This is a genomic window from Nocardia sp. NPDC003269, assembly GCF_042888005.1.
GTDB lineage: Bacteria > Actinomycetota > Actinomycetes > Mycobacteriales > Mycobacteriaceae > Nocardia.
The window spans coordinates 1,299,440-1,318,047 of record NZ_JBIAPA010000003.1 but is presented as its reverse complement, the minus strand read 5'-3'; the positions used below and the strand labels follow the sequence as shown (position 1 = coordinate 1,318,047).

The following is an 18,608-nucleotide window of genomic DNA, read 5'->3' as shown; positions in this document are numbered from 1 at the left end:
CTCGCTCGACCGCTCGCATCGCTCGAAGAGGAGCCATCATGTCCACACACTCGCTGACCCCGTCACCCGCGTACGCGCCCGCTGATCTCGATGCCGTCTGCGCCACCGAGGGCGACCGCACACTCACCTGGCGCGACTGGAATTCGCGCGCCGACCGGCTCGCGGACTCGCTGGCCCGGCGCGGCGTGTCCGAGGGCGACCGCGTCGCGGTGCGGATGCACACCCGCCTGGAATGGCTGATCGTCTCGCTGGCGCTGGCCAAGCTGAAAGCGGTCATCGTCGCGGTGAACTACCGGCTCTCGCCACCGGAAACGCTGTACATCGCCACCGATTGCGCGGTGACGGCCGCCGTCGTCGACGACGCGGATCCCACCACCGTCGTCGAGGCGTGGGCACCGCTGGAGCTGAAGGTCATCGTGTCGATCGACGTCGCGGCCGACGGCACCGAGCTGCTGGCCGAGCTGATCGCCGAGGGCACGGAGCGCGACCGGGTGGCGGCGTCGCTGGCGCCGCTGATCATCTATTCCTCCGGCACGACCGGCGCGCCCAAAGGCGCACCGCTGGCCAGCTTTCAGACCGATGTCGACGAGGCCGTTCTCCGGGACTACCGGACCTCGGTGCAGTTCGACTTCGCCGCGGGCGGTCCGGGCAACCGGACCCTGATCAACCTGCCGATGCATCACGGCGCCGGTCCGTCCTACACCGAGTTCGCCCTCGCGACCGGCGGCACCGTGGTCTTCCAGCGGCGCTTCGACGCCGAAGAGGTACTGGCACTGATCGCCGGACACGGGGTGACCCATTGGATCTCGGTTCCGACCATGCTGCATCGCGTCCTCAAACTGCCGACCGAGGTCCGCGCCCGCTACGACACCTCGACGCTGCGATTCCTCGGCGGCGGCGCTGCGCCGTTCAGCGCTCAGCTCAAGCGGCAGGCCATCGAGGCCTTCGGCGATGTCGTCTACGAGGTCTACGGTGCGACCGAGGCGGGCATGATCGCGGGCGCGACCCCGGAACTGTTGCGGCGCAAGCCCGCCGCGACCGGTTTCCCGTTCCGGCAGGTCCAGGTGCGCATCGTCGACGAGTCGCGGCGCCCCGTGCCCGCGGGCACCGCCGGGGAGATCATCGTGAAGACTCCCGCCGTCATCAGCGGCTACCTCGGCCGCGGACCACTGACCGAGGACGAGATCGACGCGGACGGCTTCTACTACACCGGCGACGTCGGCTATCTCGACGACGAGGGTGTGCTCTTCCTGTCCGACCGGATCACCGACATGATCATCGCCGGCGGGGTGAACATCTATCCCGCCGAGAGCGAAGCCGTGATCGTGACACACCCGCAGGTGGTCGATGTCGCGGTCATCGGGGCGCCCGACGACGACCACGGCGAACAACCGATCGCTTTCGTGCAGACCGTTCCCGGCGCGAGCCTGACCGCCGCGGAGATCCTGGCCTACTGCGACGGCAAGCTCGCCAAATACAAGTGGCCAAGGGAGATCGAGTTCATCGACGAGATTCCGGTCAACTCGATGGGCAAGAAACTCAAACGCGTCTTGCGCGCCCACTACGCGGCGAACAAGGGAGCGACGGCATGACCACCGTGTCGGCGGAGCCCGCCCTCTACGACGTCGATGCCGACGGAGTGCCCCGGCTGTTCGGCCTGCGTGACTCCAGCGGGTTCGTGTCCTACCCCTTCCAGGCGTACGGCTCCGAGAACAACGGCGACCACGGCGAACTCGTCCGGCGAGTGGCCCTGGCGGGCACCGGCACGATCACGGCCGTCACCACGGTCCATCTCGCGCCGCGTCCTTCCGCCGACGCTCCCTACACGCTGGCATCGATCGTGCTCGACGAGGGACCGATGGTGCGCGCGGTGCTGATCGATGCCGACGACGCCGGAATCGGCACGCGCGTGCGGGCGGTCACCGTGCCGATCGAACGCGGGGGCGAGCAGGTCGCCGAGGTGCGGTTCCTGCCGATCATCCAGGGGGACAGGTGAAGATCACGCTCGCCCAGCAGCGACCGGTCTACGTCGCCGGTGTCGGCAGGCATCGCTACCAGAAGCCCGGCGACACACCCTATGTCCAGCTGGGGCTGACCGCGGTCCGGGCGGCGCTCGGTGACGCGGGCGTCGCGTGGCCCGCCGTCGACAGCGTGTACACCGCGACCGCGCTGCTCGGGATGGCGGTGTCGCGGCCCTTGTTCAAACACCTCGGCGTCACCGGGGTACCGATGACGCAGGTGGAGAACGCGTCGGCGTCCGGGTCCACCGCCTTCCGGCTGGCCTGCCACGACGTGGCCGCGGGGACGAGCGATATCTCGCTGGTCCTCGGGGTCGACAAGCTCCCGGCCGCCGGTGTGGTACCCGCCCCGACCGGTGTTCCGACTCCGGCGGCCGCCTCTGTGCCGCCGATGGCGCACTTCGCGCTGCTGGCCTCGGAGTACCTCGACCGCTACGGCGCGACGCCCGATCAGCTGGCCGCGGTCGCGGTGAAGAACTACGCCAACGCGGCGCTGAACCCGGACGCGCAGCGGCCGAAGGCGCGCACCATCGAGGAGGTGCTCGCCGGTCCGCTGCTGGCCGGTCCGCTGACCCGTCTGCAATGCTGTCCGCTCGGCGAAGGCGCGGCAGCGGCGATCGTCGTCTCCGACGACGCCATCGATGCGCTCGGCCTGGACCGCTCGCGCTGTGTGCGGGTGCTGGCCTCGGTCCTGCGCAGCGAAGAACTGTACGGCGCACGGAGTTTCGATGCCGAACTCACCCGGGCGACGGTGTGCTCCGCCTACGACCAGGCGGGGATCGAGCCGGACGATCTGGACGTGGTCGAACTCCACGACGCGTTCACGATCGAAGAACTGCAGTACGTCGAAGCGATGGGGCTGGTCGAGGAAGGCAAAGCCGCGGCTGCCCTGGCACGGGGCGAGTTCGACCTCGGCGGCCGGGTGGCGGTCAGCCCGTCCGGCGGACTGCTGGGAGCGGGGCATCCGATCGGTCCCACCGGGGTCGGTCAGATCGGTGAGATCACCACCCAGCTCCGCGGCGAGGCCGGACCCCGCCAGCACCGTGGCGCGCGCACCGGGCTGGCGCACATGGTCGGCCTCGGCGCGGTCTGCGCCGTCCACATCCTGCGGGCGGGGGAGTAGCGGATGAACCGCGATTCGGCAGCTCACCACGCAACGCGCGTCTCGACTCGAGTGATCGGAGCCGCGCGATGAGCGCGACGAGGGACGCCGACACCACCGGGGTCGCCTTCACCGGTGGCGCGGGCCGCCTCGCCGGCGACCTGTGGGGCGGGTCGGGCCGCGCGGCGGTCGTGCTGGCGCACGGCGGCGGCCAGACCCGGCACTCGTGGCGGCGCACGGCCGCCGACCTGCATCGCCAAGGCCATACCGTCGCGACCTTCGACGCCAGGGGCCACGGCGACAGCGACTGGTCCACCGCCGCGGAGTACTCGTTCGACGATCTCACCGGCGACCTCGCCGATGTCGTCGCGCAGGTGCGCTGGCGCACCGGGGTGGGCCGACCGGTGCTGGTCGGTGCGTCGATGGGTGGGATCGCCGCCCTGCTGGCCCTGGCCGCCGATCCGGGACTGGCGGCGGCGCTGGTGCTGGTCGATGTCACACCGAAGGTCGAGCCGGACGGGGTCAGCCGGGTCCATCGCTTCGTGACCGGTGCGCCGAACGGATTCGGCGATCTCGACGAGGTGGCCCGTGCCGTCTCGGCCTACAACCCGCACCGTCGCACGCCCGCCACCCCGGACGGCCTGCGAAAGAACGTGCGCCGCGGCGCGGACGGCCGGTGGTACTGGCACTGGGATCCGGCGTTCTTCCAGGTCCGGAGTGATGTGACCCCCATCGAGCTGCAAGTACGGCTGGAACGGGCGGCGCGCCGTATTGCGGTGCCCACCCTGCTGATCCGCGGCACCGCCTCCGACATCGCCACCGACAGCGGTGTCGCGCTGCTGCACCGGCTGATCCCGCATGCCGTGGTCGCCGATGTCAGCGGCGCCGGGCACATGGTCGCCGGCGACGACAACGACGTCTTCGCGGTCGCGCTGCGGACATTCCTCGACGAGCTGTAGCGAGGAATGCCCGTGACGTCCACCGCCCCTTCGAAAGGCTCACTCCCAATGACCGCTCCGGCCGAGATCCGTGCACGGATCGCCCAGCAGAAACTCCTGCTGCCCGGCATGTACGGCGCCATCGATTTCACCCGGCGCCCGGAACGATTCACCGACGCACCGGACGCCGAGACCGCGATCCGCGCCGAGTTGGCGTCTCTGCGGCCACGACTGCTCGCCGACAGCGACCGCGTCGCCACCATCGAGGCGTACACGATGCTCGGCGATCTCGCCGCCGATGCCTACGCGGCGCTCATGCCCGAGTACGGCTTCCGGCGCCTGGTCGAGATGCTCGACCAGGCGTGCGCCGACGGGATCGACAGCATCGAGCATCCGCCCGCCGAGCTGATCGCGCTCCTCGCGGAGATGGAGCGGATCCCTGCCTGGCTCGACATGGCACTGGTCGAAGAGGGCGCCCGGATCGAACGGAACACGACCGCGCATCTCATGCCGTTCCTGATCCGCGGGTCGTTCGTCGGCACCTTCATGAATTCTTATGCGGCGCTGCCGATGGCGATCACCGGGTCGCTCGGCACCAGGACCGCCGGACGGCGGATGACGGAGACCGCGTCGTTCTTCGCCTGCACCACCCTGCCCGGGGCCTTGGCCCGGCACGGTGTCGGGTTCCGGGCGGCGGCCAAGGTCCGGCTCATGCATTCGATGGTCCGGTTCAATATCCTGCGTCGCGACTGGGACGCCGCGGTGTACGGAATCCCGATCCCGCAATCGGATCAGATGCCCGCCGGACTCATTCCGACCATGCTGCTGGCCCTGCGGGTCCTCGACCGGGGCCGCGACCACTTCAGCCCCGCCGAACAGGCCCAGGTCGAATTCGCCCGCTACCGTTGCTATCTGCTCGGCCTGCCCGAGGATCTGCTCCCGGCCACGCCCCGCGAGATCGTCGACGTTCTGGCGACCCGTCAGGCCACCTTGCGTAAGGCCTACGACGACACGACCTGCGGTGCGCTCGTCCGCGCAACCATGGCGGCCTACACCGAGCCGGATCGCGGTCTCGCCAGCCGGCTGCACGACCGCGTGGAACGCAGTGCCGCCAAGGTCTTCTTCGTGCAGGCGGTGCTGTCCGGCAGCACCGAACGAGCCGCTGCCATGGGGATCCAGGTGACGTCCGCCGACAGACTCCGCGCGGCGGTCGCCTTCGGCTACGCGGGCTGCCGCCTGGTCATCTATCGTCTGCTGCTGCGCATCCCCGCGACGAGGTCGATCGCGGACGCTCGCCTTGTGCGCAAGATCGATCGGTACCTGGCGCGGCTCGGCCACGCCGAATTCACCACCGACGCTTCGACCTACCGGGCACCCTAGGGGCTCGCGGCAGTCCGGGGTGGTGACCCGGACTTCTCCGCCGACCACACGCGGGTCCGGCCGCTTCGGTCCGCACCGGCGACCGCACGCGTGGCCGTTGCCTCACGCGACGCCGGTGTGCTCGTGAACGTGATCCAGTGGCCCGCACCGGACGTCGAATCGGGTGCGGATGGTGTCCAGGGACCGGCGCAAGTGCTCGCGTTCGCGGTGGTGGGTGAGTGCGAACCGGGCCATGGCCGCCATGCGACGGGGGAGGGGATACCAGCGATCGAGGTCGAGTCCGCAGTCGCGGAAGATCGCGGTCGGGACGCTGTCGTAGATGCGGCTCACGTTGTACTGGGTGAGGGTGAACAGGGCGTACGGGACAACGGTTTTGGACTTGCCGAGGAGGTCCTGCACGTCGAGTTCGTAGAGCGGGGTGTCGGTGATGCGGTCCAGGAACATCAGGTGGGTCAGGAAATACGCGATCATCGTCGTCAGGTAGAGCGTGGCCGAGCGCGGCTGGATGGACAGGACGGCACCGTCGCTCGACAGGTAGGGCTCGTAGGGATGCTCGTGGCGCATGACGTAGCCGGTACAGTTCACCACCCAGCTGCCGGGCCGGAGGGGCGCGGACGTGCCGCCGCGGAAGACGAGGCGGGTGTCGTCGCCGTCGTCGACGGCGTCCACGAGATAGTCCATGACCACCGTGCGCAATCCCGAGGCTATCGTCGCCGCTTCCGCTTCCGACAGGATGCCCAGCAGGAAGTTTCCGGCCTCGGGTGTCACCGCGGTGCCGAACGTCGTGCGATGCCAGTCCCAGACGGCGGCCTCGTTGCTGCCGTCGAATCGCCGGTTGACCTCGCGGAGCAGACCGCTGGGCAGCTCACCGCCCCACCATCGCCGGGTGCCTCCGGGGAAGAACTTCTCGCGGCTGTGGAAGAAGGTGCCCCTGCCGGCGACCAGATTCACCTCGCGACCGGGCTGTGCGGTGACCAGTTCGTAGGCGGTGTCCATGGCGGTCTTGCCGCCGCCGATGATCCAGACGGGATCGGCACTGGCGCGCAGGCCGTCGCCGCGCAGGTCGCAGTCATCGGGTGACACCGACCTGACCCGCGTGCTGGACAGGGTGAGCGGTGTGTTCGGGGCGATGCGGAAGCCGTAGGCCTTGATCAGCCGCCGCGTTTCGATCACGACCGAGCGGCCGTCCGCGGACTCGCAGGTGATCCGGACGGTGCCCGCGGTCTCGTCCTGCGCGGTCATCGTCCAGCCGAAGAGCTCGTCGACGTGCACGCGCTGCTCGATCTCGGCCAGGCAGTGTTCGAGGTGGTCGAGCACCTCGTCCTTGGTCGCCAGGTAGGAACGGTCCTGACCGAGGGTCCACGGGATGTCGCCCGCGGTGAACATGCCGTGCGGCTGATGCAAGCGCACGTACGGATAGGTGTCGGTCCACATACCGCCCACCCGTTTCCGGCTGTCGACCAGCACGACGCGGTGGTCGCGGTTCAGATAGCGACTCGCGACATACAGCGCGTTGAGCCCGGCGGCGCCCGCGCCGACGACGCACACATCGCACGTCATCGTCGCGGCGCCCGCCGTCGAATCGCCGGAGTGTTCGCTTCGGGGAGACATGCGCTGCTCCCTCCTTCGAGGTGGACGCGATTTCGTCCGATGGAGCAATTGTCCGGCAATCCGGCGCGGCCGAACAGAGTAGTGCGTTACCCGGCCGCGGGTGACAGCCGTCATAGCCGCCCCCTACCGCGGAAGCGCTATCGTGTTAGTGACTAACAAGTGGTAGTCACTAACAGATTCGTGCATGCGGTGGTCGGCGGACGGCCCGGGAGTGGAGGAAGTGCGATGGCGTCATGGTTGTACCGGCTCGGCCGGTACTCGTTCCGGCACAAATGGCAGGTGATCGCCGCCTGGCTGATCGCCGCGACGGCGGTGGCCGGGCTGGTCGGTGCGCTGAACCCGAAGTTCGCCAAGGACTTCGACCTGCCCGGAACGGACTCCGGCACGGCGACGAGCCAGGTGGAGAAGTACTTCCCCGAGGTCATGCAGCAGCAGATGAAAGCCTCGACGAGCGTCCTCGTCGCGGCCGAGGACGGGATCGCGAACCACACGGCGCAGATCGACGCGCTGGTGGCGGATCTACGGACCTTGCCCGAGCTGACCGATCCGGCCACCGTCGTCGACCCGGTCCTGGTCGCCCAGGTCGAGCCCGCGCTGGCGGCGTCGGTGGTGGGCGACAACGGCAAGGTCGGCCTCATCCAGGTCCGCCAGAACATCGACGTCATGGACCTGAAGTCGGACCAGAAACACGAACTCCAGGACATCCTCGACCGGCACAACGGTGACGGCCTGCAGGTGGAGGCCACCGGCTCGCTGATGCAGATCATGGAGGAGCCGGGCAAGGCCGAGCTGATCGGTTTCGCGCTCGCCTTCGTGGTGATGATCGTGGCCTTCGGCGCGCTGGTCGCCGCGTTCATCCCGCTGGTCACCGGCGTGGTCGGGGTGCTGATCACGATCCTGCTGGTCACCCTGAGCTCGGAGTTCATCAGCGTCAACCAGAGCGCGACCGGCATCGTCACGATGCTGGGCATCGCGGTGTCCATCGACTACGCGCTGTTCATCGTGTCGCGGTATCGCAGTGAGGTGGCGCGGGGCGGCGAACGCGCCGAGGCCGCGGGTCGCGCGGTCGGCACCGCCGGCTCTGCGGTGGTGTTCGCCGGGCTGACCGTGATCATCGCCGTCGTCGCGCTGACGGTGATCGGCATCCCGCTGATCACCCAGATGGGGATCGGCGCCGCGGTCGCGGTGGCCATCGCGGTCCTGGCCGCGTTGACGCTGATCCCAGCGATTCTCGGCGCGGTCGGGCGCTTCGCGTTCACGCCGCGGATCCCGTGGATCAAGCACGCCGAGCAGTCGGAGACCGCGGAGACCGCCGGGGTGAAGTTCGGGCGCATGGTGGTGCGCAAGCCGCTGCCGTTCATCTTCGCGGGCCTGGCCGTCCTGGTGCTGGCGGCGCTGCCGATGAGCAAGCTCGAACTGGCCATGACGATGAACACTCCCGACGAAGCGCGCGCGATGACATTGCTGCAGCGCGGTTTCGGCCAGGGCATCAACGGCCCGCTGCTCGTCGTGGTCCATCACGACGACGGCGACGTGAGCGCGGCGGCCGACGCGAGCGTGGCCTACATCAAGACATTGCCCGACGTCGCCAACGTGGACACCCTGGCGTGGACCGGCAACGGCGCCGCCCAGCCGAACCTCGACGCGGACACCGCGCTGATCATGGTCACACCGACCAGCGCGCCCTCGGACGAGGCCACCCACGCGCTGATGGAACGCATCCGCGACTACGCACCCGCCGCCGAGCGGGTGGGCGCGGAACTGCACGTCGGCGGACAGACCGCGATCATGTCGGACCTGTCGGCCAAGCTCGACCGTGCGCTGCTGCCGTATCTGGTGGTCGTCGTCGGGCTGGCATTCCTGATCATGATCGGGGTGTTCCGGTCGATCTGGGTGCCGCTGATCGGCACGCTCGGCTTCGTCTTCTCGGTCCTGGCGACCTTCGGCGCGACGGTGGCCATCTTCCAGGAGGGCGCCCTCGGCCTGATCGACAACACCCAGCCGATCGTGTCGTTCCTGCCGATCTTCCTCATCGGTGTCGTCTTCGGCCTGGCCATGGACTATCAGGTGTTCCTGATGACCCGCATGCGCGAGGAATACATCCACGGGATGACCGCGAAGGACGCCATCATCGCCGGGTATCGGCACGGGGCGCGGGTGGTGACCTCGGCGGCGATCATCATGGTCAGCGTCTTCGCGGCCTTCATGCTCGCCCCCGACACCACGATGAAGATGCTGGGCTTCGCCCTCGGTATCGCGGTGTTCTTCGACGCCTTCATCATTCGCATGATGGTGGTGCCCGCCGTCATCGCGATGCTCGGTGACCGGGCCTGGGGCCTGCCGACGTGGCTCGATAGGCTCGTGCCGAACTTCGACATCGAAGGCGGCGCCGTCCGCAACCGCGGCATTCCCGCGGACGCGGACAGCCCGGCCCCGGCCGAACTGGTCGAAGTGAGGAGCTGACCCGGGCACCGCCGATGAAGGAGCCGAGATGACGAACGCGACGACCCCGGGCGCGAGCCCGGGGCGTCGGGTCGGGCTGCGTGAGAAGCACAAGATGCGCACGCGAACCGCGATCCGCGAGGCCGCGATGCGCCTGTTCGAGCAGCAGGGCTACGCGAACACGACGGTCGAGCAGATCGCCAAGGCGGCCGACGTCTCCCACACCACCTTCTTCCGCTACTTCGCGTCCAAGGAGCAGGTGGTCATCAACGACGACCTCGCCGACCAGCGGGAAGCCGCGATCGCCGCGCTGCCCCGCGGGCTGGGTCACTTCGATCTGCTCCGCGCGATCCTGCACGAGCTCAATAGGCTCGCTCTCGAGAATCCGTGGACGGCCAATCCCGAGCGGATGAAGCTGATCCACGCCGAGCCGGCCCTGCGCACGGCGTATCAGATCGAATCCGACCGGGCCATCTCCGAGGCACTCGAGTTCTTCGCCGACTACCTCGGCGTCGAACCGGACAATCAGCGGCTGCGCGTGTTCATCGCCGCCGCGGGCGGGGTGATGTTCCACATCGCCAACAGCACCTACGAACCCGGCGACGATGTCTACCGGCTGGTACTGGAGGCGGTCGATCTGCTCGAGCAGGGGCTGCCGCTGTAATCGGTGTGAGAGTCGTCTATTTCGGCCGCGCGAGCCAGCAAAATTAGAACGTGTTCTAGTAGGGTTCGGCTATGGAACGACTTACTGGATTGGATGCCAGTTTCCTCTATCTGGAGACCGATACCCAGCATCTACACGTGTGTGCCCTGTTGATTCTCGATCCGGCCGACGGGCCGTACTCGTTCGACCACCTGCGCGATGAGCTCCGCAGGCGCCTGCCCCTCATCCCGCATATGCGCCGCCGGGTCCACCCGGTGCCGTTCAACCTCGACCATCCGCTCTGGGTCGACGACCCCGACTTCGACATCGACAACCACATCCGGCGCGTCGAGCTGCCGGAGCCGGGCGGGCAGGCGGGTCTGGCCGCGCTCATCGGCGAGGTCGCGAGTACGCCGATGGACCAGAACCGGCCGCTGTGGGAGATGTCGGTGGTGGAGGGGCTCGACGACGGCAAGGTCGCGGTGGTCTGCAAGTACCACCATTCGGCGGTCGACGGCATCACCGGCACCAACATGATGATGCACCTGTGCGATCTGGAGCCGGGGCTCAGCAGGCCGGAACCCGAACCGTGGCACCCGGAACCGGTGCCCGGCGATCTCGAGCTCATCGCGCGCGCCGCGGTCCGCTTTCCCGCCAGGGCCGGGATGCTCGGCATGGTGCCCAAGACGCTCGGCATGGTCGCGGGTTTCGCGCAACGCAGGCGGAACAACGAGGCGGGGATGGCGCTGCCGTTCTCCGCGCCGCGCACGCCGTTCAACCAGGCCGTCACCGCGACCAGGGCGGTCTCGTTCACCAAGACCGATCTCGGCGTGATCAAGGAGATCAAGGCCGCGTTCGGGGTGAAGGTGAACGATGTCGTGCTGACCGTGGTCGGTGGTGTGCTGCGCCGCTACCTGGCCGATCACGACGAGCTGCCCGATCGCTCGCTGGTCGCCTCGGTGCCGGTGTCGGTGCACGAATCCACCCGGCACACCGAGGGAATCAACAAGGTCTCGACCCTGTTCTGCCGGCTCGGCACCGATATCGCCGATCCGGTCGAGCGGCTGGAGATGCTGGCCGTCGCCAACCGGGACGCCAAAGCCGAGCACGATCTGATCGGTGCCGACTTCCTCCAGGACTGGTCGAAGTACGCCCCGCCCAACACCTTCCGCCTCGCCTCGCGCGTCTACTCGTCGCTGAAGCTGGCCGAACGGCATCCGGTGGTGCACAACCTGGTGGTCTCGAATGTGCCCGGTCCGCCGATGCCGCTGTACTTCCTCGGTGTCCGGGTCGACGGCATGTATCCGTTCGGGCCGGTCTTCCACGGCGCCGGGCTCACCGTCACCGTGCTGTCGAACTGTGGTGACCTCGATTTCGGCTTCATCGCCTGTCGTGACCTGGTGCCCGATGTCGACGCGCTGGCCGACGCGGTGCCCGCCGTGATCGACGAACTGCTGGCCGCGGCCCGCGCCAGGGGCTGATCGCCCACTCCGCATGTCCGCCCTGTTCGCCACCGGCGTCGAACAGGGTCGTCGACTACCGCCGCGCGGTCACCGCCCGGCACGCGTCGGCCAGCACCGGCACGAACCGGTCCGGCGCGACAGCGCACGCCGCATGACCCGCCGCGACCGGATGCACACTCGACCCGGGAATCGCGGCGGCGAGTTCGATCTGCCGATACACCGGGATCGCCCGGTCCTTGGTCGTGATGACCACCGCGGTCGGCACCCGCAAGTCCGGCAGCCACGGGGTGGCGTCGAAGGTTCCGATCTCGGCCAGCACCGGCGCCAGCGCCCATCCGCTCGTACTGCGGAATTCGCCCATCGCCCACTGTCGTAGGTGCCCCGGCACCAGCGCGTCCGGCAGTTCCGGCAGCGCGCGCAGGAGCCGCCGGGCCCGGCGATACGGATAGTCACCCAGCGCCTCGGCGACGCCGGCGAAGCCGCGATGGAACGCCCGCTCACGCCACTTCTCCTGGAAGCGATACGGCGTCGCGCAGAGCACCAGCCCGGCCACCCGATCCGGATGGCGGTGGGCGGTGAGCAGGGAGACGATGCCGCCCAGGGAGTAGCCGACGCAGACGAAGCGGTCCAGCCCGAGCGCGTCGGCGACCGCGACCACGTCGTCGGCGCAGTCGTCGAGCCGGAATCGGGCCGACTGGATCCCGCGTCCGTGCCAGCGCTGATCGAACAGCACCACGCGATACCGCGCGCTCAAGGTCTCCAGTGCCGGAAACCAATTCAGGGCCGCTGTGCAGGCGGTGCCATGCAGCAGGATCAGGACGGGCGCATCGGCCGGTCCCGGGATGTCCACGACGTAGGTCCGGCCGCGCCCCGGCAGGTCGAGCATCCGTCCGCCGGGGATCTCGTCGACGGCGGGGACGACGAACGGCCCCGTCCGCACTGATCGCGCAGTTCCCACGTCGACCTCCTCGGCATTTCTAGAACTCGTTCTAGTTCATGATGCCACAGCGGCGCGTGGGTGCCGGGGTCTCACCCGGCCACCCGCTCGATCGCTCGCAGCCACGCCGCGGTGTCCTCGACGAAGAAGCCGATCTCGCCCGCTCGGGTGTCGACGACCAGGTGGGTGCGGCCGCCGGTCACCGCGCCCTGGAAGACCTTCGCCTCGTGCGCGGACACGATCTCGGCCACCGGCACGTCGAAAGCCGTTCCGACGTACGGCCGGAACCGCAGCGAGGTGGCGGTGAGCGCGACGACGCCGTTGCCCTTCACGGTCGGGAATCCCGGCGCGGTCGCGCCCCGGTAGAGGGCCTTCTCCGGTCCGCGCACGACGGTGTCGTGGCGCAGCTCGCAGGTCAGCTCCTCGGTGACGCGCGCGCCGCGTCGCCGCAGCCACACGACGACCGGGATCGAGACGATCGCGAGGAGGGCGAGAATCCCGGCGACCAGGACGACGACGAACCACAGGGTGCTCATGCGGTGATCATCGTTCGCGTCGGCCGCAGCGTGAACAGACGCGCCGCCGGGCGGGTGGAAAGGTGGTGCCAGCTACACCACCGACCCGGTGGGCAGCTCCATCGAGATCGAGGCCCGCCACGACGACCATGGGAATCATGACTCACACGCCAACCGAGCCGACCCTGGTCATCGAGGATTCCGGCGAGCCGACCGCGGTCCTCGACGGCCGCCACGTGCCCGCGCGCCCCCGTGGCGGGGTGCTCGCCGCCATCGCCCGGGCGCCCTTCCAGCTCCGGACCTGGAAGGAGCTCGGCTTTCTGATCCTGTCGTTCGTGCTCGGCTGTGTGGCCGCGTGCTACCTGTTCTTCGGTTTCGGCGGCGGGCTGTACGCGTCGATCTTCCTCGTCGGCATCCCGCTGCTGGCGCTGATCCTGCTCGGCGGCCGGGTGTGGGGGCGGATCTACCGGGGACTGGGCAGTCGGCTGCTCGGTGTCCGGGTCGAGGCGCCACCGGCGTTCGTCCGCGGGCCGGGCCTGATCGGCTTCCTGAAGAGCGCGTTCACCGACCGGCTGAGCTGGCGGGCCACGCTGTTCCTGCTCGCGCAGTCCGTGCTGGGTGTGGTGGTCGGCTACGTGGTGCTCGTCGTGACCGCGATGGTGGCCTTCACCGCGATCTCGCCGATCCCGTGGCTGCTGGTCGACCCGGTCCAGGTGGACGAGAGCGGCATCGAGCGGCACAGCCTGGTGCAGTTCGGTTCCTTCTATGTCGACACCTGGCCCCGGGCACTGGCCGTGTCCGGCCTCGGCATCGCCCTGTGTTTCGCGCTGCCGTGGCTGATCCGTGGTGTCTGCTGGGTGCACGGGATGCTGATCACGCACCTGCTGGCGGCGACATCGCGAGACCGGCAGCTGGCCGAGCTGCGCGCGAGCAGGCGGGCCGCGGTCGACGACGCCGCCGCGACGCTGCGCCGGGTCGAGCGCGACCTGCACGACGGCACCCAGGCGCGGCTGGTCACCATCGCGATGGCCCTGGGCCGGGCCGAGGAACGCCTGGCCGCAGGCGGGGACCCCGGCGATCTCATCGCCGAGGCTCGCGCCGGCGCGAAGGAGGCGCTGATCGAGCTGCGCGAACTGGTCCGTGGCATCCACCCGCCCGCACTCGAACTCGGCCTCGGGCCCGCCCTGGAGACGCTCACCGCCCGCTGCGCGGTGCCGGTCGAGCTGCGCGTCCACCTGCCGCGACGGCCGAGCCCCGCCATCGAGGCCATCGCCTATTTCTCGGTCGCCGAACTGCTCACCAATGTGGTCAAACACGCCCGGGCGACGGAGGTCACCGTCACGGTGCTCCCCGGCAGTCTGCGTTCGGTCGCGATCACCGTGCGCGACAACGGGATCGGTGGCGCGCACCCGTCCGGTGCCGACGCGGCGGCAGGTAGCGGGCTGGCCGGTCTCGCGGCCCGCGCCCACGCTGTCGACGGCACACTCACCGTCGACAGTCCCGCCGGTGGGCCTACCGTGGTGACCATGGTGTTGCCGACGACGGGTCCGCGGTGAGCGCGCCGCGGCCGCTGCGGGTGGTGATCGCCGAGGACAGCGCGATCCTGCGCGACGGCCTGGCCGGCCTGCTCACCGAACGCGGCCACGAGGTGGTGGCGATGGTCGGCGACGCCACGTCGCTGTCCGAGGTGGTCGGCGCGCACCGGCCCGACGTCACGGTGGTGGACGTGCGGATGCCGCCCACCTTCACCGACGAGGGACTGCTGGCGGCGATCGACCTGCGCCGGACCCACCCGGACAGCGGTGTGCTCGTCTTCTCCCAGTGGATCGAAACCCGGTACGCGACAGAACTTCTCGCCGCGGGCGCGGGCGGTGTCGGCTACCTGCTCAAGGACCGGGTCGCCGACGTCGCTGATTTCGTCGACGCGCTGCACCGGGTCGCGACCGGCGGCACCGCGCTCGACCCGGAGGTGGTGAAACAGCTGATGGGCGCCTCCCGGCAGCAGGACAGCCTGACCCGGCTCACGCCCCGCGAGCGCGAGGTACTCGAACTGATGGCCCAGGGCCTGACCAACAACGCGATCGCCGCCGCCCTCACCGTCACCGAACGCGCGGTCGAGAAGCACATCGGCAACATCTTCACCAAACTCGACCTGCCACCCTCGGACACCCACCACCGCCGAGTCCTCGCGGTCCTGCGCCTGCGCGGGTGACGCCCTACCGCGCCGGTCGGTCCGCGATCAGATAGGAACGCAGGATCGCGCGCACGGATCGGCGGAGGGGCTCGTCGACGCTGGTGCCCCGGGTGGCCAGGATGCGGTGCACCCGGTGGCGGAAGGTGGGCTCGGTGATCCCGAAGGTGGCGAGGATCTCGTCGCTGGGCGGGCCGCCGAACGGCTGCCAGACCAGCGCGAAATCGATCAATTGTTGTTCGTCGCTGTTCATGCGTGCCGTCGGTGGCTGCTAGCCGGCCCGGGGCGCGAGCTCGCGGACCAGGAAGTCGACCTGGGCGGTCAGGGCCTGGGAGATGTAGGGCTCGGCGTAGATCTCGAAATGGCCGGCCGGGTAGGTGTGCAGTTCGGCGCGGTCGCCCAGCCTGGCCGCGGCGTCCAGCGTCGGCTGCACCGGGGTGAGATCGTCGCGGGTGCACCCGAACAGCTGCACCCGGCACGGCAGGTCCTCGAGGTATGTCAGGGCACGGAACATGGGGACGGTGGCGAAGTCACGCAGCCCGACCCGGTTCACCCAGGTGGGACCGGCGATCGGGGCCACGAAGGTCCACGATTCGTCGGAGACGTACGCCGCGGGCGCGTCATCGGGTCCGACCGCCTGGACGTAGTACGGGTCGCGACCGCGCGCCTTGCGCCAGACGTCGCGAGCGATGCAGGAGACCAGCCAGGCGGTGCGGCGCACCGGGGTGTTGCGGATGAGGAACCGCAGGGTCGCCATGTTGTCCAGGTTCGGCACCTGCGACACCACGGCGGCGACCCGGCCGTCGGTGGCGGCCGCGGCGATGGCGAGCCCGCCGGAATACGACGTGCCCCAGACGGCGACCCGGTCCGGATCCACGCCGGGCAGGCCGCGGGCGAATTCGATCGCCGCGGCGTAGTCGGCCAGCTGCGACCGCACCGACACCACCTCGCGCGGGCCGCCGCCACTGGGCCCGAACCCGGTGTAGTCGAAGACCACCACGTTCAATCCGGCCGCGGCGAAATGCTCGCCGTAGGTTTCCAGCCCGCAGTCGCGGGTCAGCCCGAAGCCGTGCGCCAGGACGATCGCGGGCGCGCCCGCCGGACCGTGCAGCTGATCGGAGGCGGGCGGAAAGTGCCAGGCGCTGAGGGTGTTTCCCGCGCGCTGGAACGTGACGTCCCTGCGGTCGACCGGCGTGGGCTTGTCGGATGTCATGCGGTGTCTCCTGTGTCTCGGAAGGGGTGGTCTAGCGGTAGATCGCGTGGATCTCGGGTGCGTGCCGGTGCAGTACCGCCGGGCGTTTGAGCGACAGCTTGGGCGTGAGTTCGCCGGTCTCCTGCGACCATTCGACGTCGAGGATCCGGATCTTCTTGATCTGCTCGGTCTTGGATACCGACGCGTTCACCCCGGCCACCGCGGCATCGAGCTCGGCGACCAGGTCCGGATGCGAGATCAGCTGCGCTGTCGCGGTATCGGCGGGCAGGCCGCGCCGTTCGCACCAGCCGGGCAGGGCGTCGCGATCGAGCGTGACGAGCGCGGCGACGAAGGGCATCGCGTCACCGACGACCATGCACTGGCTGATCAACGGGTGCGCGCGCAGCGCGTCCTCGAGCGGTGCGGGGGAGATGTTCTTGCCGCCCGCGGTGACGATGATCTCCTTCTTGCGGCCGGTGATGGTCACGTAGCCGTCGCGATCGATCGATGCGAGGTCACCCGTGCGGAACCACCCGTCCACGAAGCTGTCGGCGGTGGCTTCGCCGTTGCGCCAGTAGCCGTCGAAGACGACCGGTCCGCGCACCAGCAGTTCGTTGTCGTCGGCGAGCTGGATCTCGTGTCCGGGCAACGGCGTTCCGACGCTGCCGAGTCGCTGGTCTGCCGGACGGTGGCCGTTGAGCGTGATCGCGGCGGTGGTCTCGGTGAGGCCGTAGCCTTCGGCGATGACGATCCCGGCGCCGCGGAAGAAGTGCGCCAAGCGCTCGCCCAGCGGTGCCCCGCCGGAGAGCGCGTGCCGGCACGCGCCACCGAGCGCTTCGCGCAGACGGCTGTAGACCAAGCGGTCGTAGAGCCGGTGCTCGAGGCGCAGTGCCGCGCCGGGCCCGCCGGTGTCGACGGCCCGGCTGTAGGCGATGGCGATGCGGGCGGCGCGGTCGAACAGCCGTCCGCGTCCGGCACCGTGGGCGCGCTGCTCGGCCGTGTTGTACAGCTTCTCGAACACGCGCGGCACCGCGAAGACCCCGGTCGGCTCGATCTCGGCGAACAGCGTGGGCAGCCGGGTCCAGTCGCTGGTGTGGGCCACCACGACGCGATGTTCGAACGCCACCAGCGACACCGACAGCGCGAGGATGTGCGCCAGCGGCAGGAACAGCAGCGTGCGCGAACCCGGTTCGGTGAGCGCGGACACCCGATGCGAGGCGGCGGCCACCATGGCGGCGAGGTTGCCGTGCGTCAGCGGGACACCCTTGGGTTTGCCGGTGGTGCCGGAGGTGTAGATCAGCAGTGCGGCGGAATCGGCGCCGATCGCGCGGCGGCGCGTGTCCAGGTCGGCATCGGACACCCGCTTGCCCAGCGTGGTGAGGGTCGCGACCGCGCCCGCGTCGATCTGCAGCATCGTCGGCGCCGAATCGAGATGGGCGAAGGCCTTTTCGGCCACGGTCCGGTGCTGACCGGTCTCCACGATCAGCAGGGCCGCCGACGAATCGTGCAGGATCCACTGCACCTGGTCGGCGGAGGAGGTGGCGTACACCGAGACGGTGACCGCGCCGGCGAACCAGATCGCGAAGTCGAGCAGCATCCACTCGTAGCGGGTGGCCGACATCAGGGCCACCCGGTCACCGGGTTCGACGCCGGTGGCGATCAGGCCTTTCGCGACGGCGCGCACCTGGTCGGCGAACGCCGCGGTGGTCACCTCGGACCAGGCGCCGTCGGGGGTGGGGGTCAGGTAGCACACGGCGGCCGGGTGCTCGGCCGCGTTGCGGGTCACCATGTCGGTCATGGCGACGTCGTCGGGAACGGTGTAGGTGGCGGGAACGCCGAACTCACGCATGGGGCAGGTCTTTCGAGGTCTCGGAGCGAGTGGGGGTCTCGTGCACGGTCGCCCACAGGGAGCGCACCCGTACGGTGAGTTCGTCGAGTCGTTCTTCGGCGTCGTCGAGGCGCTGGGTGGTGGCCCTGACCCGGCCCTGCAGCACGCTGTGCTCGGCGGCGGTGGGCAGGTTCAAGCCGGTCAGGACCTGGTCCTCGACCTCGAGCACCTTCATTCGCGCGTCGTTCGCGCGCTGCGCGAGCTCGGTGGTGATCGGTGCGGCGAGCACCGTGTTGAGTGCGCCGAGCAGAGCCGACTGGATTCGGTCGAGTGGATTCACGCGGTGTC

At 69.5% G+C, this 18,608-nt stretch carries 17 protein-coding genes; 10 read left to right on the top strand and 7 right to left on the bottom strand.

Annotated elements, in window-relative coordinates; translation table 11 throughout:
- Window positions 1-38 precede the first annotated feature (38 nt).
- The 5 genes from ACFYWJ_RS26075 to ACFYWJ_RS26055 all read left to right on the top strand — a co-directional run bounded on the left by ACFYWJ_RS26075 (window position 39) and on the right by ACFYWJ_RS26055 (window position 5,438).
- Window positions 39-1,592 carry an AMP-binding protein gene (locus ACFYWJ_RS26075; RefSeq protein WP_355279398.1) on the top strand — a complete coding sequence of 518 codons (1,554 nt, stop codon included), beginning with the start codon at window positions 39-41 and terminating at the stop codon, window positions 1,590-1,592.
- Window positions 1,589-1,996 carry an OB-fold domain-containing protein gene (locus tag ACFYWJ_RS26070; RefSeq protein ID WP_355279395.1) on the top strand — a complete coding sequence of 136 codons (408 nt, stop codon included), beginning with the start codon at window positions 1,589-1,591 and terminating at the stop codon, window positions 1,994-1,996. Before ACFYWJ_RS26075 ends, ACFYWJ_RS26070 begins: the two co-directional genes overlap by 4 nt.
- Complete coding sequence (locus ACFYWJ_RS26065) at window positions 1,993-3,141, top strand: thiolase family protein (protein WP_355279393.1); 1,149 nt, start codon at window positions 1,993-1,995, stop codon at window positions 3,139-3,141. The genes ACFYWJ_RS26070 and ACFYWJ_RS26065 overlap by 4 nt, the downstream gene beginning before the upstream one ends.
- Window positions 3,142-3,209: 68 nt before the next feature.
- The gene (locus tag ACFYWJ_RS26060) at window positions 3,210-4,079 is read left to right on the top strand and encodes an alpha/beta hydrolase (RefSeq protein WP_355279390.1); all 870 of its coding nucleotides are present in this window, start codon (window positions 3,210-3,212) and stop codon (window positions 4,077-4,079) included.
- A 48-nt stretch (window positions 4,080-4,127) separates the two neighbouring features.
- Complete coding sequence (locus tag ACFYWJ_RS26055; RefSeq protein WP_355279387.1) at window positions 4,128-5,438, top strand: oxygenase MpaB family protein; 1,311 nt, start codon at window positions 4,128-4,130, stop codon at window positions 5,436-5,438.
- Window positions 5,439-5,540: 102 nt separating this feature from the next.
- Here the strand turns inward: ACFYWJ_RS26055 and ACFYWJ_RS26050 are convergent, their stop codons facing one another.
- Complete coding sequence (locus ACFYWJ_RS26050; RefSeq protein ID WP_355279385.1) at window positions 5,541-7,049, bottom strand: FAD-dependent oxidoreductase; 1,509 nt, start codon at window positions 7,047-7,049, stop codon at window positions 5,541-5,543.
- A 225-nt stretch (window positions 7,050-7,274) separates the two neighbouring features.
- Here ACFYWJ_RS26050 and ACFYWJ_RS26045 point away from each other — a divergent pair, with 225 nt between their 5' ends.
- The 3 genes from ACFYWJ_RS26045 (at window position 7,275) to ACFYWJ_RS26035 (ending at window position 11,615) form a co-directional block, all read left to right on the top strand.
- The gene (locus ACFYWJ_RS26045; protein WP_355279382.1) at window positions 7,275-9,512 is read left to right on the top strand and encodes an MMPL family transporter; all 2,238 of its coding nucleotides are present in this window, start codon (window positions 7,275-7,277) and stop codon (window positions 9,510-9,512) included.
- 28 nt (window positions 9,513-9,540) lie between these two features.
- The gene (locus ACFYWJ_RS26040; RefSeq protein ID WP_355279380.1) at window positions 9,541-10,155 is read left to right on the top strand and encodes a TetR family transcriptional regulator; all 615 of its coding nucleotides are present in this window, start codon (window positions 9,541-9,543) and stop codon (window positions 10,153-10,155) included.
- Window positions 10,156-10,226: 71 nt separating this feature from the next.
- A complete protein-coding gene (locus tag ACFYWJ_RS26035) occupies window positions 10,227-11,615 on the top strand; it encodes a wax ester/triacylglycerol synthase family O-acyltransferase (protein ID WP_355279377.1) in 1,389 nt (462 codons plus the stop codon).
- Between the two features lie 55 nt (window positions 11,616-11,670).
- On the opposite strand, the gene ACFYWJ_RS26030 is transcribed toward ACFYWJ_RS26035, so the two are convergent.
- Window positions 11,671-12,555 carry an alpha/beta hydrolase gene (locus ACFYWJ_RS26030; protein ID WP_355279374.1) on the bottom strand — a complete coding sequence of 295 codons (885 nt, stop codon included), beginning with the start codon at window positions 12,553-12,555 and terminating at the stop codon, window positions 11,671-11,673.
- A 71-nt stretch (window positions 12,556-12,626) separates the two neighbouring features.
- On the bottom strand, window positions 12,627-13,070 hold the full coding sequence (locus ACFYWJ_RS26025) for a hypothetical protein (protein WP_355279373.1): 444 nt from the start codon (window positions 13,068-13,070) through the stop codon (window positions 12,627-12,629).
- 137 nt (window positions 13,071-13,207) lie between these two features.
- Between ACFYWJ_RS26025 and ACFYWJ_RS26020 the strand changes: the two genes are divergently transcribed.
- Together ACFYWJ_RS26020 and ACFYWJ_RS26015 are read left to right on the top strand one after the other, a co-directional pair.
- Window positions 13,208-14,605: a sensor domain-containing protein gene (locus tag ACFYWJ_RS26020; RefSeq protein WP_355279371.1), complete on the top strand. Its 1,398-nt coding sequence runs from the start codon at window positions 13,208-13,210 to the stop codon at window positions 14,603-14,605.
- 14 nt (window positions 14,606-14,619) lie between these two features.
- Window positions 14,620-15,261, top strand: coding sequence for a response regulator transcription factor (locus ACFYWJ_RS26015; protein ID WP_355279778.1), 642 nt, complete (start codon window positions 14,620-14,622; stop codon window positions 15,259-15,261).
- A 4-nt stretch (window positions 15,262-15,265) separates the two neighbouring features.
- On the opposite strand, the gene ACFYWJ_RS26010 is transcribed toward ACFYWJ_RS26015, so the two are convergent.
- From ACFYWJ_RS26010 to ACFYWJ_RS25995, 4 genes are read right to left on the bottom strand one after another with little or no spacing between them, the layout of a single operon-like run.
- Window positions 15,266-15,493: a hypothetical protein gene (locus tag ACFYWJ_RS26010; RefSeq protein WP_355279368.1), complete on the bottom strand. Its 228-nt coding sequence runs from the start codon at window positions 15,491-15,493 to the stop codon at window positions 15,266-15,268.
- An 18-nt stretch (window positions 15,494-15,511) separates the two neighbouring features.
- A complete protein-coding gene (locus ACFYWJ_RS26005; protein WP_355279366.1) occupies window positions 15,512-16,453 on the bottom strand; it encodes an alpha/beta fold hydrolase in 942 nt (313 codons plus the stop codon).
- 31 nt (window positions 16,454-16,484) lie between these two features.
- Entirely contained in the window at window positions 16,485-18,281 is a 1,797-nt protein-coding gene (locus ACFYWJ_RS26000) for a long-chain fatty acid--CoA ligase (protein WP_355279364.1), read from the bottom strand.
- Window positions 18,274-18,600 (bottom strand): hypothetical protein, encoded by a 327-nt coding sequence (locus ACFYWJ_RS25995; protein WP_355279362.1) that lies wholly within the window; start codon window positions 18,598-18,600, stop codon window positions 18,274-18,276. Before ACFYWJ_RS25995 ends, ACFYWJ_RS26000 begins: the two co-directional genes overlap by 8 nt.
- Between the last annotated feature and the right edge of the window lie 8 nt (window positions 18,601-18,608).